This window comes from Hyphomicrobiales bacterium (assembly GCA_017642935.1).
GTDB lineage: Bacteria > Pseudomonadota > Alphaproteobacteria > Rhizobiales > MH13 > MH13.
In genome coordinates this window covers 1,386,702-1,411,814 of the sequence record JAEPOK010000002.1, presented here as the reverse complement: position 1 = coordinate 1,411,814, position 25,113 = coordinate 1,386,702, and the positions used below count along the sequence as shown (strand labels likewise).

Genomic DNA, 25,113 nt, shown 5'->3' with positions numbered 1-25,113 from the left:
TATGAAAGCCACACAAGAGCTTAGCTGAATAGTCGCGCGATAAAAGTCAGAACGCGCCACATTTAGTCCGCGTATCGTGGTGCATAAGCCGCTGAGATTATTACGATATCTCAACCGCGTAGAACTCCCGACCCCCCGAGGCAGAGCTTATGATAAAATCAATGATATCAGCTATTTAGTCTCAAATTGACCCATCTCGTGTCATGGACCGCTTGATCCGTTTGATGATTAAGTCTCTGAACTGTCTCAAGCTTTTCCATTACGTTTCATTCAAGCCCAGCAGCAACCGCACCCCAAATGAAACCCAAAGGGCCCCTGCAGCACGAGTTTCGACTTTACAACCTTCTGCAAACCGTGACGTTTTCCCCCGGATTGTTCTTGTTCAAAAACTAAGCCTACTCCGAGTTTTGTCTTTCTCTCAACCGTTGAGGTACTCACGCCGCTTGAGCCAGGATTGATTGAGCTAATTACTTGCGAAATCATGGTCGATGCAGCTGCGCGCTGCTCTCCAGTTGCCTCTGACCGATGTTGAGGTACCCACGTCGCTCTGCTTCGCGGTATGCCTCCGCGCTAACGGTGCGCGCATTGGTGAGATTTTGGCGTGCATCAAGGACGCGGCTGTAGGTCTGCATCCCGGCGATCTTCATTAGGCGCAAGCCATGGCGGGAAGCAGTTGCTGCCGCTGCGGCCGCAAGCCGGCCTGCGAGAATGCGATCGCCCTGAGACAACAAGAGTTCTGCCTGCAACCGCATCGCATCGCTTTCGAGGCGCGGCATGGACATGGCACGCGCGTAGCTTAAACAGTCTTCGAGCCTCTGGCTGATGCTTGGATCAGCGATCTTCCCCTCGATCAGCGCAAGTTTGACCTCTGTGAGCCGAGCAGCCCAGAACACATCGCGTTGCTCGGCGTTTTTTGCGGCAGCAACTGCCATCTGCGCATCGATCTGTGCCCGCTCCATGTTCTGCATACGGCGGCGCAGGTCGGCGCGATACCGATAGAAGATGCTCTGTAAGCGCAGCATCTGCCGGCTTTCGGCGAACTTGAGCACACTGTTGTAGGATTCTAGCGTTCCAGCATAGTCGCCTCCAACATGCCGCACTAAGCCCAGATAACCCTCGGCGATCCGCCCCACAGTGCTGCCGAAGTGGCGTCCGCCATCCACCGATAGCACCAATTGGTTCAGCAGTTGCGTGCTGCGATCGAGGTTGCCCCGCTCAAGATGCGCAATCGCCAGATTGAGCCGAACGCGTCGGACCGCCGCATGGAGCGCTGGATCGCGTCGCCGCGCATCCTCGCGATGGTGCATGACATGGATTGCGCGCTCGAACAGTGGGATGGCGTCGTAGAGCTTTCCCCTAACGAGCGCGATGACGCCGCGCTCGTTAAACAACCAGCCAAACTCGTCTCGATAGAGGGGTTGTGCGGGCGGCCTCACCTGAACCGTCGGGCGCTTTAGCGTGACTTGTTTATCCTTCTGCGCTGCGCTGGGATAAGCCAGTGTCAAAGGGCTTTCTGTGCCGGGATCGCCCTCAAGGAGTTTCAGCACATCCCCGAGCTTCCCAAAGCTAACTGCCGCGTTCGTCACGCCGCGCAGCCAGCCGTGGAAGCGTTCGAAGGGTTCATCATCTTTCGTGCGCTCATCCATCCGGTCGAGCCGGGTGATTGCGCCAATCGAAAAGCTGCCGCGAAGCAGGCTGTACATCGCGCGGATCCTTTGCGAGGCTCCCGCAATGGACGGCAGACTTGGATCGATCGCGGCGCCTTCCTCGAAGGGGTCCCTATCTCCCACAAGGCGACGGGCGAGCCCTTCTCCCGCAATCGCGCTGCGCAACGCGTAGGTACCAGATCCGTCCGATTCTTTCATGGCTTGCTGAAGTTGGTGCAGGCACCACAGCGTGCGCTTGGATTGCAGGATTTGGCGATCGAGGATCGACCGGAACAGGAGATAGTGTTCGGTTGTTGGCGTCGGCAGATCCTTGGGCTGGTCGCTGAACAAGGAAACCTGGAAGAAGTTTCTCTCGCCCCTGTCGGGCACCGAAAGGTCCATCTGCCGGCAGATATAGTCCCTCAATTGGTCCTGCAGGATGTATCGCCGATTGACGTGTCGCCATCTCCTCAGAGCCCGGGCATCCCAATCAGGCAGGGATTTGGGCTCCACCGCGATCAGCAGTGAGTGCTCGGCAAGGCTGTCGAGAAACCCGGACAACTTGTTCAAGCAACGCGCCCTATTTTGAGCCGTTCGCCTGGCTGGGTTGCTTTTCGATGGAGGTTCTCCGAGCCATTGCTGTAGCATGAAGTGCACTTCGTCGCAGCCGTAGAGGACGCGAGCGGTTACCGGCATGGGGAACAGGGCAAGATGGCGCAGAATGATATCGAGCATGTTGGCGTGCCAGTTTGGCCACTTAACCTGCGCTTTCTTTTTCCGGGGCGTGTCCACACGGTCCCAATGAAGGTTTGCCCGTGACCGGTGCAGCCGCAGGATCTCGCCAAGGATGCCGGCGACACCGTCCCTGTCTGCTGCGGCGTCAAACGCGAGGAGCCTGTCCTTGACCCTCTTGGCCAATGCTTCGGTCGTCGTGGTATCAGTTGCATCGATGACAAGAGCACCGGCGCACCATGAGGACAGCGCAACGCCGCGGGCCAGATGGCGGCGCAAAGAAGCGGAATCGTCCAAAACGAGGTGATCAAGATGGCGGGCGGGCGATGTCTGATCGTTCTTGTCGGGGAGTTTGCCAAAGGCGGCTTGAAACGCGGCAAGAGTGGCGTCCCGCCGTCTGTGGTCCGAAATCTCGACATTCGTGTCCAGGTCGAAGTTGGCCCCAAGCCAGTAGCGATCCGCAATCGTAAACCCGTCGACGACCGGCCAGCGCCGCAGATACAGGTCCATGTCCGCGACCTTGGCGTAGTCGGTGGGAACCTTCCGCACTGCTTGGTGAGCGTTGAGTTCGACCTCGTTGACCTCTTCGGCAAGGTAGCGAATGGGCCGATCGGGCGTGCCTGATATGAGAACCAGATCGAGCGGAATAGCATCATCGGATTCGTCGGGATATTTGCGCCCATGGCCCGTCAGAAGCCTGAATAGAGCACGATACATGGGGTTATAGGCAACACCATTGCCATCGCATAGCCGGTCGAGGCCCGACAGGCAGATGAACAGACGGTCCTTCGACCCCATTTGGCGAACGAGGATACCGAATGCGCTTAGGAAGATCCGGCACAGTTCAAGCCGATGGCTCCGCAACTGGCTTTCCCATGGAGGATCACCAAGCTCCAAACTGCGGTACAGGCTTTTTGAGATCTTGTCGTGGAGTTCACGCCTGCCGGCAGGGGATCGCTTGCGAGATAGTTTCTTCAGTTCCTCGCCTTCGGCCACCAGCAAATCGATGACCGGATTGAGCATGGCGCGTTGATCGATAACCAGAAGGCGCATCGCTCTAGTTGCCGACGCCCTGCTGGCGGTATCGGCAAAGAGCCCCACGATCGCGTCGCAGACAAAATGTGCTAGCGATTCAATGACCGATGCGAACTCCATCGAGAAACTCAAATGAACGAGAAACGAGCCGTGATAGCGGAACGCGTCATCCTCCTCAAACAGGCCGTCGAGCACGAAGCGCTCGCTGCCGCCGCCGCCCTTGGCGTTCTGCTGCAACAAATGCATCAGGGAGCCCTTTCCAGCCCCCCGTGCCATGGCAAAGCGCAGAACTCGGCGGGGCAGCGGGCCGTCGATCGGCAACTGGCGCGCGCCGCTCACTCCCTTGTGCCATGCTTTTCGCATCTCTGCGTCAGCCCCTTTGGCTAGCTGCTTGAGATCTGACAGCACCTTGATGGCTTCGATCTGGTCGACTGCTGGCTTTCGGTACGCCGGCCTGTGCCGGCTCAGGCACGGATGCTCTCTCCATGTATCGTTATCAGTATAAGCACGACGGAAACGTGCCGGGCGCGGCTCGGGTATTTCTCGCCAGTCTTGCCACCAGTTTTCCCGGCGGTGTTGAATGTCCTCTAATGCAATATCCAGCGCCCGAGAGCGCAGGAGGGAGCGATAACTGGCGGCGAATGATTGAAGTTTCTTTCCAAGATCTTCGGCTCCGTCATTGTTCAGCTTTTCGCCGTCAAACAATTTTTCCGTATTCTGCGATAACCGACACTTCTCACCAGCAGTCGAGCCGATGAGGAGTCTACCGAGGCTTTCATATTCATCATCAGGAAGGAGCTTCAATAGGCGTTGTTCATCATTCTCATACGCCTCAGCTAGCCGCTTCCTCAAGACGTCGATCATAAGCGCCAAGTTCGTCAGCTGATCATGGCGCAAACGATCGGACGGACGTGCGTCCTCTCGTAGCCGACCGCCCAGATCGTCGATGCATTCACACAGGCACAGCAGGGTACGCAGTTCGTCGCTGCCATGAAAAATGGTGTAGATTTCATACTGGGTCTTCAGTTTGAGGGCGAACTCCTCATCATTCGTCTCGTCCTTGTGTTTGCGGTAATCGAACGGCTTGTGTTTCTGCATTTCGCCATCGGTGACCAGATCATTTTTGATAAAGTCACGCGCCTCGCCGAAGTTGAGGATGCGAAATCGTTCCCGAAACTCATCCTCTTTACCCTTCTCGATCCGCTCGAAGCGCACCGTGAAGCTGGCGCCGCGTTCGCGCAAATTATAGACAGTGCGTTGCGTCAAATCGCGGTTCCGCGCGGTGCCGGCGAACTGCCGCAGCGGCCGGAACATGTCCGCTTCATCCATGCCGACCCCGACCAGGAGGATATCGTTGCCGGCGAAGACCGTGTCGAGAGCTTCGGTGACGCTGTATTCGGTTTCCCCGCTTCCATAGTACCGCTTTTGATAATCGGTGTCAGTCAGCACCATGGTCTCGGGATCATCGAACCGGCCGTGCAGATGGAAGACCTGCGCCTCGTAGCGCTTCGGCATGAGAGCGAAGTTGACCAGTTCGCCGATATTGTCAGACCCTAGATTGACGCTTAGCACCGACCGCCCAAGCCCGTCTGCAAAGCCGACCAGGCTGTCGCTGGCAGGTACTGCGATTGCCTCTTGTTCGTCGTTCCCGCTCCGCTTGCTTACGTCGCTTCCGCCGCCTTGGTACTTACCCCTGCCCGTTTCTGGAGGATCAATGAGCTTGCGAAACGATTCTCCTGTCGACGTCCCGCGGCCATCGTCTCGCTCGGTTCGTTTGTTGGAGATGCGCAGGATGCGGGCAAACTCCCGCTCTATTTCAACGTCATAGTTCAGAGTAAGAAAGCGCTGGACGCCAAGGGCCTCCATCAGCACACGGACCGAACTGGGCTGGGGTCCAGCCCTGTCGACGAGATGGGAAGGGTCCTCCCTGGAATCGACGATCGCGTTGATTGTGTTGATCGTCTTATCGATCGCCTGCTCGCGACCAGCTTTCAAGTTGTTTGCAATCGTCTTACGAACAACATCCGTGCCGTCCAAAAGCGATGCCAGATGTTCGGTCACACCAAGGGCGAGGATTAGCGTATCGGGGGATTGTGCGCCCTGCATGATGCGTTCGTGCAGCCGGTCGAAGACGCGTTTCTGGTCTCTGTAGGCAACGGTGTCCTTTTCGCCGCCGGCTGGTGATTTGTCCTCGATTTCCTTGATCGCCCCCATCGCCGCGACCACGAGCCCCTTCCAGCTCGGTCGGCCATAGGCAGCCGTCGCACCGGACCCCAGAAAAGCCACCACGCGTCCGACATTCAGCGCACGGTAAAGCCCCAAACGTCCACGCTTGTTGATGTGCTCTTTGGTGAGTTCCGGGGGTGCGTACGGCTGCAGGTACGTGTACATGTGAAGCTTCTCCCCCAAACGGCTTCTGACAGATCAGTTAAACTCCGAGATTCATAGTAAGTTTCTATCCTTTTCTCGATTAGACATATGGTCGTTAACTTGAAGAACTCGGTTGCAATGTTGACCTTCTGAGAGACAACAGCTTGTTGTTTCATGCTGGCCTTGTCAGCCTTTTACTTGCTCGCCTGATCTGACCCCGATCGATGCCCGCGATCTGGGTTGGAGTTTTCTGCGATGAATCCTTAACCCAGAGCGCACCATCCAGTTGCACTGGTAGAGTTGCGGCTCCAACCCTAGCTAATTTCGTCACGAAGCCGGTCTTCGTATCCCCTGGTGCAGGAATGGTGATCAGGCTGTCGCTGGATCATCAATAGTCTTCCGCAACGGAGGTGCAGTCGTCGGCAAGTACCTTGGGGCATCTCGAACACGCCAACGGCCGCTAGGGTGACGGGGTCGCCCGATTGGACGTCAGCCTATGCGATGCCGAGCGGTTTTCTCGTCGTAACACCTTCCGAGAGCGTTGCCGCCACAGTCGGCGAATCATCCCCACGCGGCTAAACACAGGACCTCCCCACAGCCTCATCGAATTAGGCGCTGTATAGCTTTGGCTCGGTTTGGAGCGCTATTGATTGGCAATAATCGGCAGACTGGTCACGTCAAAACTAGATCACAGGAAGCCACGGGGCAGGATAACCCCGCTGATCCGCGCGGCAGGCGAACGCCCTGAAAAATCGCCCCGATTGCGTGCTGCCCGCGCCAACTCATACCCTGACAGGGAAGCATAGTCCGTGTGTCGGGCGCTCATCACGTTTCGATGTGGACCCCATGTGTATCCCTGGTAGCCCTCGCCAGGTTCTGAAAGTGAAACAAAACCTTAGCTGTAGCTTCGTGCGAAAAAACTCGGAATACGCCACATTTGGTCCGTGTGTCGTGCTGTATAATCGATTGAGATTACTACGAGATCCTGGGCGAGCGGAACTCCCGAACCCCCGGGAAAGGGCTTATAATAAAGTGAATGATATCAGTAACTTAACCCCAATCCGACCCAATTCGTGCCATGGACCGTTTGACCAGCCTGACGAATAACTCTCTGAACTGTCTCAAGCTTTTCCACTGCGTTTCATTCAAGCCCACCGGCACCTGCACCCCAATTGGAACCCAAGTCGCTCTAATACCACGGTCGTTCGAAATGTGAGTGAGAGGCGACGCTGTGAGGATTGGCGATGGCATAACCATGGATGCGGCGGTGGCGTTTTGCTGATCCCGGTTCAATCGGCGTGTTGTCACCTTCAAAGGCGCATCACGCGCACGTCCAGCCATCAAAGCTAGCCAGAACAAAGGCGCGAAGCTCTTCATGGTCGGTGTCGATAGGGTCAAGGCTGCCCTCTCGGCACTTCTCTCACTTGGGCAGACCGTGCGCTTCTCAGAGAGGCGGGAGGACCGGTTCTTCGAAGAGCTGGCTCGGAACACCGAATCGTCCGCTATATGCGTGGAGCGCCTGTGAGACTCTGGAAACTCGTACCCGGACGACGCGCGGAAACCCTCGGCTGCATGGCCTTTACGCAGGCAGAGCGCAATCTCGTGGGTTTGAACCTGGACCGGCGGGAGAGCGAGGTCACTAACGAAAAGGCGAAGACCAGGCAGCCAGCGGTGGTACGGTCGGCTTGGATTGGACTGTATTGCCAACATGCAACTGCCCAAGCTGCGGACAGAATCTAAATCAACGATCTAGCTCGAGCAATAAAATCCTCTGCATGAAGCTCCATGGATTTCAGCTCAACTTCTTTTGCAGACACTAATTCGCAATATATATTTCCACGATATTGAATTCTATATTCAGACAAATCTTGAAAAAGACCGCGAAAACTACATTTCCCAACTATCAAATCGTCAGATGATGAGATGTTCATATCGATGTAGCCCTCATATCCACCTTCATCATACTGCGACATCGAAAGGTCGTTTCTCATCAGGAAGCGGAAGAGAATATTCTCATTATTCGAGTGAAAATTACTCGATGACCAATTACCTCTTTGCACTAAGGATGTAATTCCGTCAGTTTTGAAAACATGACAAACAAAACCCTTGCTGATTCTGGAGGAACCTTCTTCACTACTCGATACAACAAAGTATCCAATCATCCCATCCGGGCCACTTGGCTCCATTTCTATAGCAGGGGAAAATAGTGAGTAAAGATAATATTGCTCATCTGCCAAAAAAGCATGCTCTTCGGCAAACATTGTTTGATCAGATGAGATATCATTATGTAGTATAGAGCTGACGGTATTTGATACCAATTGCTGATCAACCTCGTCCGGTTTCATTTCAGCTAGTTGTTCTCCATACAAATAGTAGAGGGCTAACGGCCAAACTTTCGACGGGTTTGGGTTTGATTTGCCATTCAGCCAGTTTCGCAGCGTGTTTGGAGTAATCGATTTGTCGTGCGCGACAGCAGTGGCCCTCCACTTGCCTAGGCAGTGATCAATTCGCTTACAAAGCCTCTCAGCCGTTAGCCCAACCGAAGCCAAGATGAAAGCGACGTTAGCTTGGATTGGTATTTTAGAGGCCACTCACCCACCGAAATTCCCCACAAAACACCGCAACCATAGCGGAGTTCTTCTCAATACTTCAAATGCGCGTGTTCAAAAAGCCTGATCAAATCCAAGCGTTGTCAATGGTGACGACGTCCACAACTGAAAGGATTGCTGCTATGGCAAAGTCCAAAGGACCGGGTCAGTCTTCTATTGGAGCCATTATTTCCTCGTTTGGCAGAGGTCTTGGCTTGACCGGCAATACAACGGTTCATTCTAACGGCGTGACCTCTTCAACCCTGCCCAGTGGGACGACGGTGCACTCGAACGGGAACACGTCATCGACGCTACCGAACGGAACAACCGTCCATTCCAATGGCACTACCTCGTCAACCTTGCCTAATGGGACCACCGTACACTCTGACGGTACAACTTCGTCCACCCTCCCTAATGGGACGACGGTTCACTCCAATGGTACGGTGTCCAACACAATAGGTACCTCGGGCACTACCCCCGCAGGCCACTTTGGTGGTGCGGTTACTGGCGGCTCGGGTGGTTCTGGCAGCTCGGGTGGTGGTGGCCTCTTCGGCGGCTCGGGTGGTTCTGGCAGCTCGAGTGGTGGTGGCCTCTTCGGCGGCTCGGGTGGTTCTGGCAGCTCGAGTGGTGGTGGCCTCTTCGGCGGCTCGGGTGGTTCTGGCAGCTCGAGTGGTGGTGGCCTCTTCGGCGGCTCGGGTGGTTCTGGCGGCTCGGGTGGTGGTGGCCTCTTCGGCGGCTCGGGTGGTTCTGGCAGCTCGAGTGGTGGTGGCCTCTTCGGCGGCTCGGGTGGTTCTGGCGGCTCGGGTGGTGGTGGCCTCTTCGGCGGAGGTGGCAAGTAACTGAGAAATCAAAAAACCAAGCGGGGCACCGTGCCCCGCTTGTCTACACGAGCACTCCAGGGTCTCTTCTCGACTGCTTTATCCTCCTAGGACAACTGTTTTTGTGTTGGGGTTACAGATCCAACTTCAACGCTCCGTTCAGCCGGACGCGCACGTTCGCCGCGCGTTCCCAGCTGCCTCCGTTGCCACACCGATCTTGGTGTTCTCAGACTCCGTGGTGGTGAGCAGACCGTCGCTGGATCGTCAGCAGACCGTAGCACCGGGCGAGAGGTCGTCGGCACTCACTTTCGGCATAGCAAACACGCGACTGGTAAAAAAGCGCGATAGGCTCGCCAACCTCCGCGTCACCCGATGCGATCCCGCGCTGTTTGCCGATCTCAACACCTTATCGGTTGGAGGGGCAACAATCCGCAGATTACTCCCCCCGGAAGCTGACGGCTGAAAATCACGGGGCCGGATCAGCCCGCTTATCAGCGCCTTAGGCGATCGCCTTGAAAAAACCACCCTGTTCAAGAGCAGCCCGTCCCAACCCATACCCTGACACGCGGACTTCGGCATCTTAATTTCGGCATCATGAAACGACGCCTAACACCCAAGACGATCAATGCACTGCCGCCAGCGACGGGCAAGCGCTACGAGGTGCGCGATGCGTTGTTGCCTGGCCTGCACCTGCGTGTGTCAGCCACAGGTGGGAAGGTGTTCTACCTCTCGACCCGAGTCCATGGCCATATGAAGCGCATCAAGATCGGCTCATGGCCGGTGCTAACGCTGCACGATGCCCGCGAGAAGGCGCGCACGCTTCTGCGCTCGATCGAGCTTGGTCGCTATGTCGAGAAGGCACCCTACGAGGCCGAGCAGCGCACGAAGACGCTGGGCGAGATCGTGCCGGAGTTTATCAGCCTTTACGCCAAGCAGCACACCAAGGACTGGAAGGGGACGGAGCGCGTGCTCCTGAAGTTCTCGCCCCTGTTCTCGCGGCCCATCGACCAGATCAGGCGCGCCGAAATTCACCGCGTGCTGGATACGATCATCGCCGATGGCGCACCGACGCGGGCGAACCGGGCGCTGGCTGCAATCAAGAAGCTCATGAACTGGTGCATTGATCGCGGCATTATCGAAACATCGCCTGTGGCTGCTCTGAGGCCACCCACCAAGGAGGTGGCCCGAGAACGCGTACTGAGCGATCGCGAACTCGTCACCTGCTACCGCATGGCTGAGCTTGAAGGCTTTCCCTTTGCGCCCTGCGTTCAGATGATGATGCTGACTGGCCAACGCCGCGGTGAGGTATCCGGCATGCGCTGGTCCGAACTCGACCTCGACAACGCCCTGTGGAGCCTACCGTCAGCGCGCGTGAAGAATGCAACGGCGCACATCGTTCCCCTTGCCCCCATGGCCGTCGATATCCTGCGGTCGATCCCACGGTTTCAAAGGTCTGATTTGGTTTTCACCACAACCGGCACAACGCCGATCTCCGGCTTCGGTCGGCTTAAGGAACGGCTCGACGCCGCCTTTGTTGATGCAGAGGATTGGCGTTTCCACGACCTGCGCCGAACCATGGCGACCAATATGGCCATGATGGGCGTTGCTCCGCATATCATCGAAGCTGTCCTCAACCACAAATCCGGTATCGTCTCCGGCGTTGCTGCGGTCTACAATCGGCATGCGTATCTGGATGAAAAACGTGGGGCTTTGGAGTTATGGGCGAAGAAGTTGACAGAATTGACGAAGCCGACGGTTTCAGCGCCTCGGCAATTAGCGATCTAGAGAAACTGCTGCACGTCAAGTTTAGCTTCCAGCTCAAGCGTGAACTCGACGAACTTGCAGCGCGTTATCGCGAGGTCGCAAAATCGATGCCGTCCAAGCTTAAGGATGCTTCATCCGACAAGGACCTATCGAAGCAAATTCAGTGGTTGGAAGATAACATCATCAAGCCAGCCCAGAGGTTGTTGAAAGCCCTAACCGTAGACCATCACCAAATGCGCACGGCGATGTTTCCTGACCTGGATACACGGATCGATACAGAACACTTGGTCTCGGCACTCGAGAAGCTGCTGGACGATGCCGACGCCGTTTTCGTCGAACTTGATCAGCAAATGGCCCATGGCATCACGAACAGAGCGCAGATCCAGTTTGAGGCGGTTTCGGCTCTGTACCAAACATTTGACAGTAACCTTGGTGAAGCTTTCACTAGGCGCGGTGTGGTCACTGTTGATGAAGCTCTACGCATAGCGTGTGGCGAAGTGCTTGGCCGCAAAGAGCAGATGAATTCGATCCTAAAAGCTGTGAGATTGGAAGCGTCTAGACGCTAGCTTCAATGAAGCTGAGATCGCCGCTGACTTTCCTTTTCAATCCGATCAAAACGGTCCAATTCTGAACTCGTTGGAGCCGGCTCCTCCATCAATAGATGAAAGGAGAAACCAATGAGTACCGAACTACCTGGCCGTACCACGGCCAATGAACAGCTCGTGCTGAACCGAGCAGATCTGAAACGCCTCGGCATCCGAGTGAGCAACTCATCGCTTCTTAGATGGGAGCATGCAGGGCGCTTTCCCCTTCGCTTACGCATGGCAGGCACAAGCGTTGCTTGGCTCAAGTCCGAGGTCGATGCGTGGCTGAGTGACCGCGCCACTGAGCGTGTCAATCACCACTACGCCGATCCTTACTGATCGAGGGGCGCTTTAGCCCCTCACCTTCTTCAAAAAAATCGATTGGAACACACCATGCGAAAGAACTTTCGCGTGACCGATGACATGCGCTCGCATGACACGTTGGTCGCCGCCCGCGCCTACACAAAGGCGGGCGTTAAACTCATCCTCACCCACGGTATCGATGATGCCGGTCGGTGCACATGCGGCAAGAAGGACTGCTCCAGTGCTGGCAAGCACCCAATTGCCGAGTTCTTCCCTAATGGAGCGAACAGCGCCACAACTGACATCGTACTGATCCGAAAAACGCTTCGCAAATACTCCAAGGCCAATATCGCTACGACGCTGGAAGGGCGGACGGTGGTCGATGTGGACGGCCCGAAGGGTAAGCGGGCGGTCGACGCCCTCAAGCTGCCAAAGACTGTGAAGGTGAAAACTAAGCGTGGCTTTCACCATCACTTCATCGGCACACCCGAGGATGGAGCGTTCAAGGCCGAAGAGGTGGATATCCTCACCGGCGGCAACCGCTATGCGATGCTCCCGCCGAGTGTCCACGAGAGCGGGTTCCGGTACCGGTGGGTTCCGTCACGGACCAGCGTGGCTGCGCCAGTACCAGAAAAACTCAAGCAACTGCGTCCGGGGACTTCAAGGACCACCAGTCTAGCCAAGCGTGGCCGACCGGCGCACACCATCAAGCAGGGCCAACGCAATGACGTCCTGTTCCGCACGGCATGTGCCATTCGGCGCAGGATCGATGATGAGCGGATCATTCTCGAGATGATGAGGATCGCCAACGCTCAGGGGTGTCAGGAGCCCTTGCCCGAGCATGAGCTGCGCAGCGTTATCAGCAGCAGTAACCGATATGGCGAAACCCGCGAGGAACTGTTCGGACCGCCCATCCAGCGGGACCCTCTACCGATGGAGTGGCTCTGGTACCCGTACTTCCCGCGCTTTGGCCTGACGTTGATCGCAGGCGATCCGGGCATCGGCAAGTCGCTGCTGACCTCCCTTCTTCTAGCAACGGTCACAAGCGGTTTGAACTGGCCAATGTCGGATGAGAAGCCAACCGGCAACCGGGTCCTGGTCCTTGCGGCAGAGGACAACTGGCCGCGCGTAATCCTCAATCGTCTGATCAAAGCCGGGGTAAACCTCGATAACCTGCACCAGATGTACAAGTTCCGGGCACTGACCAACGATCGGCTTGAGCTGCTGTCCGAGCATATGGAGGAGTGGCGACCCGACCTTGTCGTGGTCGATACGCTGTCGGCCTATATGGGCGGAGGGCGCGACATGCACCGTCAGAACGAGGTCGGTGAGTTCATGGCACTTTTGACCGAGATGGCAGAGGCAACCGGTTCAGCAATCGTGGGGCTTGCGCACCTGAACAAGACCAGCACCGAGAACCCTCTATACCGGATCGTGGGCTCCATCGGCTTCGCGGCCAGCATCAGGTCGGCTCTGTTCTTCGGTGCAGACCCGAATGACCCAACCCGCGTTGCCCTAGCCCATGGCAAGTCGAACCAGAGCGAGTTGGGGCGCACGATCATCTTCGAGAAAGTCGGTGGTGGGCGTGATGATGTCCCGCTCCTGAAGCCCGTCGGGTTCAGCGATGCCGATCACTTCGACGTTTGCCGTGTCCAGAAGAATGCCGTAGGCCGACCGAGTAGCGAACGACAGGCCGCTGAGGAGTTCGTGCTCGCCTATCTGTCCGACGAGCCGACTGCCTGGGCTGCCGTACAACTTGCCGCTGAAGCACGCTCAATTGCGTCAGAAGCGACGCTCAATATCGTCCGTGCTGAACTCGCCAAGGCCGGGCGTATCGAGCAGGTTGGCAGGGGCAAGAAGGCCCAATGGGTGCTGGGAAAGGCCGACGCCGACGACTGATCGATATATGAATTCATGTACGCGAATTGATATATCAAATACACTGATAGCCGGATCGACTCTGCAGCAGCTACAGGGCTCAAACCTTGGTAGTTGGCGAACGGCCGATCTGGCTATTGGCGGTTCACCGTAAGAAATCTTATCACCCAGCTCCCTGTTCTTTTCTTTCTGGCATAACGTATTGCGTTATATAACGCCTTGCGTTATATTTCGTCATGATCCAAGGCTTCGCCGACCCCGAAACGGAACTCATCTGGTCAGGACGGCGGAGCCGCAAGCTGCCGCCGGACATTCAGTCGGTGGCGCTGCGCAAGCTGCGCATGCTCAATCAGGCGCGCGTCTTGCAGGATATGCGCATACCGCCCGGCAACCGGCTCGAAGCCCTTAAGGGTGAGCGCAAGGGGCAGCATAGCATTCGGATTAATGACCAGTGGCGCATCTGCTTCGAATGGCAGGACGGAGGACCGCACAATGTCGAAATCGTTGACTACCATGACTGAGCTTCTGCCGAACCCGCATCCCGGCGAGATCTTGCTTCAGGAGTTCCTGAAGCCGATGGGCCTCAGCCAGAACGCGGTGGCCCGAGCTGTCCATGTCCCCCCGCGCCGGATTAATGAAATCGTCCTCGGGAAGCGCGCGATGACCGCCGACACCGATCTGCGGCTCGCCCGCTATTTCGGCATGTCGGAAGGGTTCTTCCTCGGCTTGCAAGCCGACTATGACCTAATGGAACGCCGCCGAGAGATTGAAGGCGATTTGAGCACGATCGAGCCGAGGGCGGCGTGATCGCTCAGAAGCTTTGATCGGCTTCATCCAGCCCAAGCAAATGCCAAGCATTCCTGTACTCATCCATCCACCCCTGTGGATACGGGTTAGGCTGCGGCTTAAAAGCATAGGTATAGTCGGGAACGAGACGGCGCATCGCGGTTTGCTTTCTCTGGTGGCCGCCCTTTCCCGGATTTGACAGCCAAGCGGCGTGAGACTCGGCCAGCACTCTTGCAACCGTCGAACTAGGCATCACGAACACCAATGGCCGATCTTCAGGTGACTTGCCGAAGTCCACGAAGCAGTAAAACAACCGTTCGCCCAGGATGTCTTCGTGCTTGGCTTTCATATGCCATCCACCGTCGGCACCAAGATCGCGTCTGGACTTCACTTGGATGGTACAGAGTCGATGACCGGTTAGATCGGTAACGACAATATCGGTGTTGGGGACACCTTGAGGGGCAAGGGCCGCGATGTACCCTCTCCTCAGCAACTCACCCATGATGAAGTGCTCGCCGGCAGCCCCTAAGAGCGAAGTCGTTGATGCCATGTGGCACTCCAAGTTGATCGGCACTGATGTACAATGGAAAGCGGCTATAGGTCCAAAACCTTAGCAGTCGATATGTGTGCTTGTCCGCGCATGGAGAGGTCGCGCATAAAAAAACGCTATCCCCCATTCCCCTTGTGGTCGACTGGTCGCACGAACACCCATTTAGGCCATTCTTGAACGTCAAGACGGACACGCTGATCAATGATCAGCGTATCAGACCCCAGGCCGCCGCGAATTAGCCAACTTAATCAATAGCTCCAACCTATCTGTTTTCAGTGGTCGTTCATGCTGGGTGTCGGTTGGGTGGCAAAGTGGGTGTTTAAGCATGTATTCAGCGTTGAAAGAGACACGCCAGCGACCTTGGACACAAGCTGACAATGCTAGCAGAGTATCGACGCTCATGTTCGACCCAGGAGGCGCGCTGAGGCGCTCTCCGGTAGGCGACATCGGATATCAGCGTGAATGGTGCTGCTGGCTCTCCTGTGTGCCGAGACGACATACGTGGGAGCCAACGCAACGCTGCCGCAGGCGCCTAAGACTGTCTCCCGGCTGGATTGGTTACAGACGCTACTTCCATTCGCCCGCGTCGTACCTGCGCCATAGCTCACGTCGCACCCGACGCCAGATGCCTTGCTTCAACGCCTTGCTCCGACGCCACGCGCGATCTTCCTCCATCATCGCTACATCTTCAGCGCGCTCTCCATGTTCAGCGATCAGCGCATCGACCATGCAATCGATGTCGGCCTTCGGGATGAACAGGGGTTTGAGGCGAAAGCGCCAGAGCTGCCAGAGGCCCACCAAGCCAAACAGCACGGCGAACGATAGAACGCCTGGATAGCTCCGCATGAAGTCAAAGACGCCTTGCATCATACCGTATCAATAAGACAGTATCTGCAATAATCGCAACTGTATTACTAAATGCAGGATATTCGCAGTGTGAATTCCTTCGAGGTGTCGATGCCGTGACCGAGTCTTGGTCAGCTCGGAGGAACGGCCTTGGCACTTACCCAAACATTCGGCGCGAACTTGCGCCACCAGCGCAAAGCGAAAAACCTGACCCAAGCAGAATTGGCCGAGCGCGTTGGCGTCTCAACTGAGATGATCAGCAAGGTCGAAAGAGGTATCGCTTCCCCATCTTTCCCGACCATCGAAAAGCTTGCCGATGTACTAAGTGTGCCGGAAGTCGTTTTCTTCGGATTAGGATTGGTTGCAATTTCCGACAGTGAACGTGGCCACACGCTTCAAAAGATCCACACCACGTTGTCGCGAATGAATGGCGAGCAGCTGGTGAGGGCAAGCAAAATGCTGTCCGCCTTGATTGACTGAAGTCGTTCCAGGCTTTTCCCTGACACGCCTTCTTAGGTCATCTTATTGGAATGATCGTCCAACCCAACCAAGGAGACGATCAATGGCCGATATCATCACGCTCAAGCAGCTCTGCAAGGAACTCAAGCTCGACCCGCGCGAAGCTCGCGAACGTCTACGCGCAGCAGCCCGTGAACCGAAAAAACACCCCGAACTGGCGAAGCTGCACAAGCCGCGCGCACCATGGAGCTGGGTCAAAGGATCGGCTGGGGAGAAAGAAGCGCGACAAGTCCTTAAGTGAAACCCGACCAATCAGGATTGTTATTGCCAAGGCTGTCTGCGAAGCAAACGGTCCTTAGGTGACTTCAGCTGATTGCTTCGGCATCGTCAGTCATTGACGACAGGGCCGACATAGCTCGATGACTGAGGGGCGGCCTTGCAATGATATTTTAACGGTCCATTCAACAGAGCTCAATCACTTGCGATTCCGCAAGTGCCAGAAACACATGCTACTGCCCTAAGGACTGTCTCGTCGGATACTGCCTTCGTCAGAGTCACCTTCGCCGTCCCACCGGTCGGCAATTTCATCATGCAGCATCCAAGGGGATGGCGCGCTGAACTTGACTTCATCGGAGTCAGTTGGCGTGAAATGGCACCATTCCATTTCGTCTGATTGCCATTCGCCAAGCACTTCGCCATCTACAAGCAAGACCTCGCCGCGAAACGCTCCATTGTGATAGCCGAGCAGTATGACGCCGCGACGAACCATAGCGCCCTGACCGTCGATCAAATCGCAGATCGCTTGGAATTGCGACATTACAGAATCCGGGTCGACACCTGATATTCTGCCGACCTCAAACGTCTTGTAATTTAGAATACCGGTATAATGGCCCTCGTCACTGTTGGCTTTGATCTGGCAGAACGTTGCACCATCGGAGTGATTGATCGTCGGCATGGCGTGGTACATCACACAGTGTTTGTCAGAGGCGTATTATTTGGCTTCTTTTACCCGAAGTCTACGAGCTCAATTCAACGGCCTCAATCACTTCGCCCGATAAACTCGCCTTGCTTCAGTTGTTTAGTATCCAGAAGTGGGGTGGGATGGGCAATCGATGATGCCGACACGCTGTCAGGAACAGCACACTTAAACCTGACCTAACGGCGCCGATTTCATTGATATCAGTGCATTGTTCGATGGCGAGGTTCAGCACTTCTGCAACATGGGTGAAGCCTTTGCTGGCGGACAAGTCGGTCACGCAAACTCCACTGTCCGTATCGCCCAACCAAATACCGGTGTCGGTGTCTTCATCGGGCAACCAGGCTTGATGCGTACAATCCGGTAGAAATTCGTCAAGCCTGTCAACGAACTCCTCTTTGTCGGCGTCATCCCCAAGCTGATGGAGCCAGACGAACAAGTAAGGATATAATACGCTGCCACTACAGACCTCTTTGCGGTATGCCGCGTCAGCTTTGCCAGGATGGTTGAGCAGATCGCGGTAGTCGCGCTGGCATATTGGGTAGTGCGAGTTGATTACGAGAGCTAGCGTCGTCCGGTTCGCAATAGTCATGATCCAAGGAGCGAACCTTGAGGTCGATCCCGTCAGTTGCGCAAGATACATGACCAAGCAAATCTCGATCATGTGGTCGTCCTTGAACGGCGAGTTCAGCGTAGGATTCGAATTGATGAGTTCCACCAGGGTATCGAGCGTACGATTGGTGTTTTCTGCAAATGCCCGCGAGAGTTCGTCGGAGTTTCCAGAAAGATTCTGAGAAAGAAAAGCTGTCCAAAGACCGTTAGTTGCCAGACGCCCTAGCAGTTCGAACAGCGCAAGATTGACGTCTACGGCTTCTCGGGATTGAACGGCGGCAGACAAGGCATGGAGACGGCCACAATGTTTGTGTGCGGTCTTGCTCAAATACCGCTCTGAACAACTCAGATAGAGTTTGACGTACTGGTCGAGAAGCACATTCAGAGCTTGATCATGCTTGGTCGGTTTTGTCCTGCCAGGTTGCGAATTGACAACGTGCCAACAGACCAAAACACCCAACTCGGAGATCCGATAGATACTTTCGAGATTGTCTGCCTCAATCGCCCAAGCTGTCACCGCATTTAGACAGATGTAAGACTGCCGAAGCCGCAACAATTGAGCCTTAGGAGTAAGACCAGTCTCGGATAAGAGTCCAAGGAGAAACAAGCTTGAATACTCATAGCAGGCGCTCGGCTCATTCACCATCGCGACCGCCTTTTGGAAGTTCCGCCGGTGTTCTTCTTCCAGCAGCTCACGTGCAAGAAGGCAACGCATCATGAGATCGGCAAGTCGATCTCCGTTCCATTCCTCGTAACGGATCGTGTCAGTTTGCTGACTCTGAGTGTAACCGGCCCAGTTCATCAAGACCGTCTCTTCAATTTCGCCGCCGCAACAAAGGCAGATTTTAACCGGTAAATCTGCATGCTCGCTTGCTACGTTGGCACGCAGATAAACCTCGCGTATTTCGTTGAGTTCGGCGTGTACGGACTGTGGACCGCCATCCCAATCGTTACGATTGATGTTTCCGGCTTTGATGCAAAAGAGGTAGAGATGCTTCTCTGTGTCTTCTCCTTTGACTTTGCCAACAGCGGCAATGTCCACACCATTCTGGCGCGTGCCAATCATTGGCGTGTTCAAGACGCGCAAGCCAATCTCTGCGAGCAGGTTGGGCAGTACAGACTTATCCAGCTCGCCGCGCTCTTTGAGCGATGCAAGATACTCTTTCAGGATAATCTTCATTCCGACTTCCGCTTCATGGCACGCAAAACCGTCAGCCTTTCGCTGAAACCTACAGGGTCAAATACTGAAAGCCGAGGCACCTCCATACTGAAGGAGAACTCGGAAAGTTCCGTGACACTGGGGTATTTTGCTCCATCACCGCCTTGAATAATTGACAGACTTTTCCTGCCGTAAAGCAATGTCTCGTGCGTCACTAAACTGGACAAGATTGAGCGTTCGTGTGCCCCTTTTTCAATTTCTCGGCGACGTTCCTGGTCTTTTACCGCTGCCGCACGACGTTGATCAATTGAGGGCCGTAATTCTATGAGGTCCTCTACACACTCGATCCCGGCAAGATGTTCATCATGCTTTGCCAGAATACGAGAGACGCAGTCCGCAACCCTTTTGGATTTACTGTTGCGCTGTGTTTCAAGGTAATCCCGCAATTTGCCGCCGTAGCTCAAAAGAAGCGGATTAAACAGCAGGTCTTCGGCAAGTGTGCGTGCGGCGGCTTTACCGTTTTTGACGACGCTGAGCAAAACCAACGCTGCCGTCACTTCATGGTGCCACAAGAAGCCAATGCTCTTTCTGACCATGAATTTTTGAACGTCTCCATCTTCTGGCAAATGTCGTTTTAGAATTGACACCTGGACATCTTTGTCGCTTGAAGCGGCGAGTTGAGACAGGAATGAGCAAGGCCCAAACTGACCGCTGCTGAGCCATTCGGAGAAGAGATAGGATGCGTTTGCGGGGTCGCTCCAAACCATAGCGCGGAAACCATGGTAGCTCCGTTCATCAGCTTGGTTTTCGAGCGTTGTAATGCAATAGGCAAACACAGACGCTATCTTCTCGAATTCCCAGCGCTCATCATCATTTGTAATTGCATGATCAAGATTTTGAAGCGTGGCATCACTGTTCGATGGAGTCGCCGCCAGCAAATCTAAAACTGCGTTGATGGTCTCTCTAGGTAAGCCGGCTTTGTGGTAGAAGAGAGCGCCGGATAAGGCCGTCAACTCACGCACGTTTCTTTGTCTGCCAACACGTTCGATAATCTCGATCTGGCGAAACGGCTGCGAATGACCGAGTTTCTCCCAGAAACGAAATGCAGCTTCAATGGCTGCAAGTCGCAAGTGCTCGTCCGTCTCTTGGTCAATAATCGCGTAGGACGCATCAACACCCTTTTTGATTGTATCGACTTCAATTGTTTCCAAGCGGCCAAGAGCACGAAGACCTAGTATCTTTTCGCTGTGGTTGGATGACTGCATGAGGTCTAAGCAGACGCGCTCATCACCCAGCCCGATAATTGCGAAAAGGCCATGCTCCAAGCAAAGCTTGTCACCTTGTCTTATACCGTCGACAATCTTCTCTGCTTCAGTCGAGTTGTTTTGTGACCAGCTAACGAGAGCGATGTTTGGCATGCCTGCCGCACCATCATTTCCGGCTTTGGTCACTAGCGCATTGACCAGCCCCAGTATCTCCCGATACTCGCAGCGCAGCGTTGATATGGATTTATAAAGTGGATGAAAAACGTCCCAGAAATGGCGCTGATCAAGTGCATGGATAGCAGCCAAGTTTACATCTGAAGCCAGATCAATTCTGCCGTCATTGTGCAGTTGGCTGAGCACATCTTCTACGACTGTGCCCTCAGCGTTCAGTTCCACTGAAACCAGAGCATCAATAAGCCGACCTTCTTTCTCGGCATCCGTCAAAGTCGAAGCGATGCTGTCTTGATCGCACATCAGAACGAGCTCAGTTTGCACTTGCGGGCCGATCAGAATTTGGCCCTAGAATAGCTTATACCGTGAAATGGCACTGTAGAAAGTAATTCTACGAATTCAGAAATTATCGCGAGAGGCTTCATGCGGCGAGAATATGAAAGTTTCGGATAAATGGCCACCGACCCCAACGCAGCGCTGCTAGAAACACTCTTGAAGTATGCGGTTTCTGACGTCGATCCCGGTTATGCTGTCCTTGTCACTGGTTCTTGGGGCATTGGCAAAACATATTTGATCGAACGCTTCCGACATTCGTTAGGCGAAGCTAACAAATCCATTTACATCAGCTTGTACGGCGTTTCGAGTAAAGATGATTTCGATGCAGCAATTTTGAACGCCGTTTACCCAGTATTCGACTCAAAGCTAGCCAAAGCATCGACTGCAATTGGCGCAAGCGTTCTCAGCAAGTTTGGATTCAATATCGACCTCAAAGCATCAGAGTTCTTGAACACCGCGGTCGATGCTGTTTTTGTCTTCGATGACTTGGAAAGGATCAGCGAACACCTGCCAATTCAGACAGTGATGGGATATCTCAACCGGTTTATCGAGCATGCCGGTCGTCGCGTGATCATCATCTGTAACGACGATGAAATTCGCGATCCCGCCTCATTTCAGCGAACCAAAGAAAAGCTGGTTGGCCGGACTCTGCGTGTCAAACCGTCCACAGAACAGGCGCTTCAACACTTTTTCACCCAAATCGAAAACGAGAGCTGCAAAGGCTTTTTGACAAACCAGCAGTCTCTGCTCATGAGGCTATACGATGCTTCCGAAGCTCAAAACCTTAGGGTTCTTCAGCAAGCTTTGTGGGATTTTGAGAGCCTCTACAGCCTACTTGAACAACGCCATGCTGAGCGATCAGACTCGTTGGTAGAGCTGTTTACATTTTTCTTCGTGGTCGCGCTTGAAGCGAAAACAGGTCGCCTCACAGCCAGCGACTTATTGGCGAGGGAAAGCGGCTTGGCGGCAGCTATGCGCCGACAGAACGCACAAGGTGACCTCCCGGACAATCCGCTTGAAGCAATGTCAAAACGCTATGACGGCTTCTATCCCTACAACAACATCCTATCCAACCGTCTTCTGGTGGCCACTGTCTTCGACGTGCATTTTGACAAGGACGCGATCACCCAGCATCTCAACTCTCACCACAAGTTTTCTAGCGTGGATGACGAGCCGGAATGGCGCATTCTCAGGCATGGAGTTGAAGTTGATGACGAACTCCTGGAGGTGGCGGCCGCGCGGATGGAAGAAAAATACGCTACCCGTGAGTACGAGGTTCCTGGCGTTTTGCTGCACGTTTTTACGCAGCGTGTTTGGCTTCAGGAGATCGGTTTCTTGAAGGGAAACCTTCACGATGTCGTTCAATCGGCAAAGGACTACATCGACCATCTCTTGTCCGAGGATCGACTTAGGGCGCTGGACACCAACCAGTCATCCTTCGAAACTGATGCCTATGATAGTCTTGGCTATCATGGGCAAGACGAGGACTTCTTCGCAGAAATCTACGAGCATCTGAAAGCGCAACGCATTGCCGCATTCGATACAATGCTCAAAAGTGCCGCTGTCCATCTCCTCGATTTAATGGAGAGTGATAATCAGAAGTTTGTGCATGGCATGCTGCATCACGATAGCTCGGAGGACGGTTTTTCGCTTGCGCCTATACTGGCCAAGACCGATCCGGCGGAGTTTGCAGAACGCGCGGCATCGCTTTCAGCATCTGCTCAGCATCAGGTCTTCATGGCGCTACGAAATCGATACAAACATGGTCGCCTTGAGCGCGAACTGGCCGACGAGTTTGAATGGCTCAAGACGCTTCGCCATGAGTTCGACCAGCTAATTGCAGAACGCGAAACCTTCAGCAAAGATCGCCTTTCTAAGCTTGTTCAATGGTATCTGGACAGTTCTATGAGAGAGGCTTCCAAAGCTTCGGCAGATTGAATCGTAAATGCCTGACCCGCGCCAGCTTGCCTTTTATGGTGTAGCCGCTGAGAGCAGCTTGGGGGATTGGGCGGCATTCAAACGGCCAAGCCTCCAACGATCGCTTCCCGCGTTACTTGCCAATTCGAAGCAATCTACCCCATTCAAGCGCACGCATTTGAAACCCAGAATGCAACCCCGGGTGCTCCGCACGCAGACACGCGCGTAGATCGCCAGACCTAACTAGCTGTAATATATAAAGAAAAATGGTAGCGGAGGAGGGACTTGAACCCCCGACACGCGGATTATGATGGATTGCACTATAATTTTGTACCGCAATTTCAATAAGTTACTGTTGGCAAGACATTATGCGCTACAAACTGTGCAACCAATCATTGAACAATGGTGAAAAACCACGGTCATTGCACAGTGTGCTCTAACACAAACACTACACGATATAGAAAGCCCACCAAAAGCTAAACGATCGACTGTTTTCGACCGATTTTATCCTTTATGTAGAAAATTACAGTAAATTGGGAAATTATTATAATTTATATACATTCTCAGAATTATATTTACTTCCATTGAATAGATGATTTATGTTCTAGTGATGCATAAAAAACGCAACAATTGCGTCCAATTTTACTATGCATAATATCGTTATATAAAGGAGAAAAAAATGACGAAACTAAAAAGCAATACAAATATCAGCCAATTAATCGCAAAGCGCAAAAAGTGGGAAGGAGGTACATTCAAAGCCAGCAATGACGAACTTTATGATTTGCTTGGAGATTGCTATGATTATGGCGTGCACTTGCGCAGCAATCGAGCGGCAATCAGGCAGCTCAAAGAGTATTTGCAAGCTGAAGGTTACACGGTCAAAGCCAACACGAGCTTAGAAACTCAAATCGTTCGTGCAGTTTTTGGCGATATGTGCAAGCGGCAAATGGCCTATGTAAAGGTTCTGAACGTTGCTCGTTTCGAGAAGCCATCAGACCAAAGTATGTCGGTTTTTGTCTATGAACGCGGTGGCATTGAGGAGATTCGACGTACGCCTGCAAACGGCGAAGCTCGGCTCACCCCGGAACGTTGCCGCGAGTTGGCAGAGCAAGAGCTCAGCAACAGTAAGCCTATCTGCAATGCATTCAAAGGCAATGACCGCCTTAAGCCGTCATCCGACAGCACAAACGCGTTCGCCGTCGCCCTGGTGCGTCAAGAGGCCAATGGCAAAATGTCCATCGTCTACGGCTCGGCGAAGATCAGCTTGGTCAACACCGTTCTTGCAGTTGCTGGCAAGGATATTGCCGACAAGGCCGGAGCCCTGAAGATCGTATCCAACGCGCGAGATCAGTCGGACAAGGTCACCAAAGCCATCTCTGATGCCGTCGCCGCCACTGAGTCAAAGGCGGCCTAAGAGCACCTGAAAGGCAGCGTTTGAGCGGCATGAGGCTGCTCAAACGCCCCCATACTTAAGGAGATTACACATGAACAAATTTGCAACAAAGTATGCACCAAGATCGTTTGACGATCTTGTCTTTACAAGCGCCGACGTCGAAAAACAGCTTTCTGACCACGTTGCCAAGAGGTGTAGTGGCAGCCTGATCCTCTTTGGTCAGTATGGCACCGGCAAAACAACAGCCGCCCAAATTATTGCCAGAGATCGGAAAGGCAGCCTGGGTGATTTTAGCATCAAACGGAACCATGCATCAGACGTCACGGCCAAGATGATCGACGGCGTTAAGTGTTTTCGATCGAGCGCCGTCCTTTTTAGCAGCGATGAGCATACAATTTGGATCATCGATGAAATCGATCAGCTTGATCAGAAACTTCAGCATCGGATTCGGCCGATGATCGACGGTTATGGAGACGACGTCAGTTTTTTCTTCACAACTAACAATCTGCACAACGTTGACGGCGGTTTGCGCGATCGCTGCGATGTTGTGGAGATGGCCGCGGCAAATTCAGATGATTGGTTGGGAAGGGCGCAAGCTATTGTCGCGGAAGAGGGCATTAACATTGATGAGCAACACCTACGACGCGTTCTCAAGGCAACAAACGGCAGCATACGGTCTTTAATTAGGGCTCTTGAGAAGCTCGTCATTGAGAAACGACGAGCTGACCAAGGAGTCAGTGCAGTGGCTTGAGGCCATCCAACAGCAGAACTTTCGGTTGCGCGCTTACGAGCGCGCAATGTATTGAGAGCTAAAGCCTACTCTTATTCTCCGCGAGCATGCCGATGTTCCGCTCTTCTGCGAAAACCTGGCGCTGGGTCTGGCGCTAGATATCCTTCACGACCCGATTTGCATCATCGGTAAGGC

The 25,113-nt window shown here is 54.2% G+C and carries 19 protein-coding genes; 12 read left to right on the top strand and 7 right to left on the bottom strand.

Annotation, left to right across the window (positions count from 1 at the left end):
* Positions 1-479 precede the first annotated feature (479 nt).
* Complete coding sequence (locus tag JJ917_16095) at positions 480-5,804, bottom strand: SIR2 family protein (GenBank protein ID MBO6700350.1); 5,325 nt, start codon at positions 5,802-5,804, stop codon at positions 480-482.
* Between the two features lie 1,715 nt (positions 5,805-7,519).
* The gene (locus JJ917_16090) at positions 7,520-8,374 is read right to left on the bottom strand and encodes a hypothetical protein (protein ID MBO6700349.1); all 855 of its coding nucleotides are present in this window, start codon (positions 8,372-8,374) and stop codon (positions 7,520-7,522) included.
* A gap of 440 nt (positions 8,375-8,814) precedes the next feature.
* On the opposite strand from JJ917_16090, the gene JJ917_16085 reads away from it, so the two are divergent.
* The 7 genes from JJ917_16085 to JJ917_16055 all read left to right on the top strand — a co-directional run bounded on the left by JJ917_16085 (position 8,815) and on the right by JJ917_16055 (position 14,525).
* Positions 8,815-9,210 carry a hypothetical protein gene (locus JJ917_16085; GenBank protein ID MBO6700348.1) on the top strand — a complete coding sequence of 132 codons (396 nt, stop codon included), beginning with the start codon at positions 8,815-8,817 and terminating at the stop codon, positions 9,208-9,210.
* 573 nt (positions 9,211-9,783) lie between these two features.
* Positions 9,784-10,974, top strand: coding sequence for a tyrosine-type recombinase/integrase (locus JJ917_16080; GenBank protein MBO6700347.1), 1,191 nt, complete (start codon positions 9,784-9,786; stop codon positions 10,972-10,974).
* Positions 10,908-11,519, top strand: coding sequence for a hypothetical protein (locus JJ917_16075; protein MBO6700346.1), 612 nt, complete (start codon positions 10,908-10,910; stop codon positions 11,517-11,519). The genes JJ917_16080 and JJ917_16075 overlap by 67 nt, the downstream gene beginning before the upstream one ends.
* Before the next feature lie 111 nt (positions 11,520-11,630).
* On the top strand, positions 11,631-11,876 hold the full coding sequence (locus JJ917_16070) for an AlpA family phage regulatory protein (protein MBO6700345.1): 246 nt from the start codon (positions 11,631-11,633) through the stop codon (positions 11,874-11,876).
* A gap of 54 nt (positions 11,877-11,930) precedes the next feature.
* Positions 11,931-13,739: an AAA family ATPase gene (locus tag JJ917_16065; GenBank protein MBO6700344.1), complete on the top strand. Its 1,809-nt coding sequence runs from the start codon at positions 11,931-11,933 to the stop codon at positions 13,737-13,739.
* Positions 13,740-13,954: 215 nt separating this feature from the next.
* On the top strand, positions 13,955-14,239 hold the full coding sequence (locus tag JJ917_16060; protein ID MBO6700343.1) for a type II toxin-antitoxin system RelE/ParE family toxin: 285 nt from the start codon (positions 13,955-13,957) through the stop codon (positions 14,237-14,239).
* Complete coding sequence (locus JJ917_16055) at positions 14,211-14,525, top strand: HigA family addiction module antidote protein (protein ID MBO6700342.1); 315 nt, start codon at positions 14,211-14,213, stop codon at positions 14,523-14,525. The genes JJ917_16060 and JJ917_16055 overlap by 29 nt, the downstream gene beginning before the upstream one ends.
* A gap of 4 nt (positions 14,526-14,529) precedes the next feature.
* Here JJ917_16055 and JJ917_16050 read toward each other — a convergent pair whose 3' ends face one another.
* Both JJ917_16050 and JJ917_16045 read right to left on the bottom strand, forming a co-directional pair.
* Positions 14,530-15,054, bottom strand: coding sequence for a hypothetical protein (locus JJ917_16050; GenBank protein ID MBO6700341.1), 525 nt, complete (start codon positions 15,052-15,054; stop codon positions 14,530-14,532).
* A gap of 567 nt (positions 15,055-15,621) precedes the next feature.
* Positions 15,622-15,900, bottom strand: coding sequence for a hypothetical protein (locus tag JJ917_16045; GenBank protein MBO6700340.1), 279 nt, complete (start codon positions 15,898-15,900; stop codon positions 15,622-15,624).
* Positions 15,901-16,050: 150 nt separating this feature from the next.
* Here JJ917_16045 and JJ917_16040 point away from each other — a divergent pair, with 150 nt between their 5' ends.
* Positions 16,051-16,380, top strand: coding sequence for a helix-turn-helix transcriptional regulator (locus JJ917_16040; GenBank protein MBO6700339.1), 330 nt, complete (start codon positions 16,051-16,053; stop codon positions 16,378-16,380).
* Between the two features lie 82 nt (positions 16,381-16,462).
* Positions 16,463-16,660 carry a hypothetical protein gene (locus tag JJ917_16035; protein ID MBO6700338.1) on the top strand — a complete coding sequence of 66 codons (198 nt, stop codon included), beginning with the start codon at positions 16,463-16,465 and terminating at the stop codon, positions 16,658-16,660.
* A gap of 216 nt (positions 16,661-16,876) precedes the next feature.
* Here JJ917_16035 and JJ917_16030 read toward each other — a convergent pair whose 3' ends face one another.
* The 3 genes from JJ917_16030 to JJ917_16020 form a co-directional block, all read right to left on the bottom strand.
* The gene (locus tag JJ917_16030; protein MBO6700337.1) at positions 16,877-17,176 is read right to left on the bottom strand and encodes a hypothetical protein; all 300 of its coding nucleotides are present in this window, start codon (positions 17,174-17,176) and stop codon (positions 16,877-16,879) included.
* Between the two features lie 253 nt (positions 17,177-17,429).
* Complete coding sequence (locus JJ917_16025; GenBank protein ID MBO6700336.1) at positions 17,430-19,127, bottom strand: hypothetical protein; 1,698 nt, start codon at positions 19,125-19,127, stop codon at positions 17,430-17,432.
* Entirely contained in the window at positions 19,124-20,845 is a 1,722-nt protein-coding gene (locus tag JJ917_16020) for a hypothetical protein (GenBank protein ID MBO6700335.1), read from the bottom strand. The genes JJ917_16025 and JJ917_16020 overlap by 4 nt, the downstream gene beginning before the upstream one ends.
* Before the next feature lie 150 nt (positions 20,846-20,995).
* Between JJ917_16020 and JJ917_16015 the strand changes: the two genes are divergently transcribed.
* The 3 genes from JJ917_16015 (at position 20,996) to JJ917_16005 (ending at position 24,939) form a co-directional block, all read left to right on the top strand.
* On the top strand, positions 20,996-22,816 hold the full coding sequence (locus JJ917_16015) for a hypothetical protein (GenBank protein MBO6700334.1): 1,821 nt from the start codon (positions 20,996-20,998) through the stop codon (positions 22,814-22,816).
* A gap of 658 nt (positions 22,817-23,474) precedes the next feature.
* On the top strand, positions 23,475-24,209 hold the full coding sequence (locus tag JJ917_16010; protein MBO6700333.1) for a hypothetical protein: 735 nt from the start codon (positions 23,475-23,477) through the stop codon (positions 24,207-24,209).
* A 70-nt stretch (positions 24,210-24,279) separates the two neighbouring features.
* On the top strand, positions 24,280-24,939 hold the full coding sequence (locus JJ917_16005) for an AAA family ATPase (GenBank protein MBO6700332.1): 660 nt from the start codon (positions 24,280-24,282) through the stop codon (positions 24,937-24,939).
* The last annotated feature ends 174 nt before the right edge of the window (positions 24,940-25,113 follow it).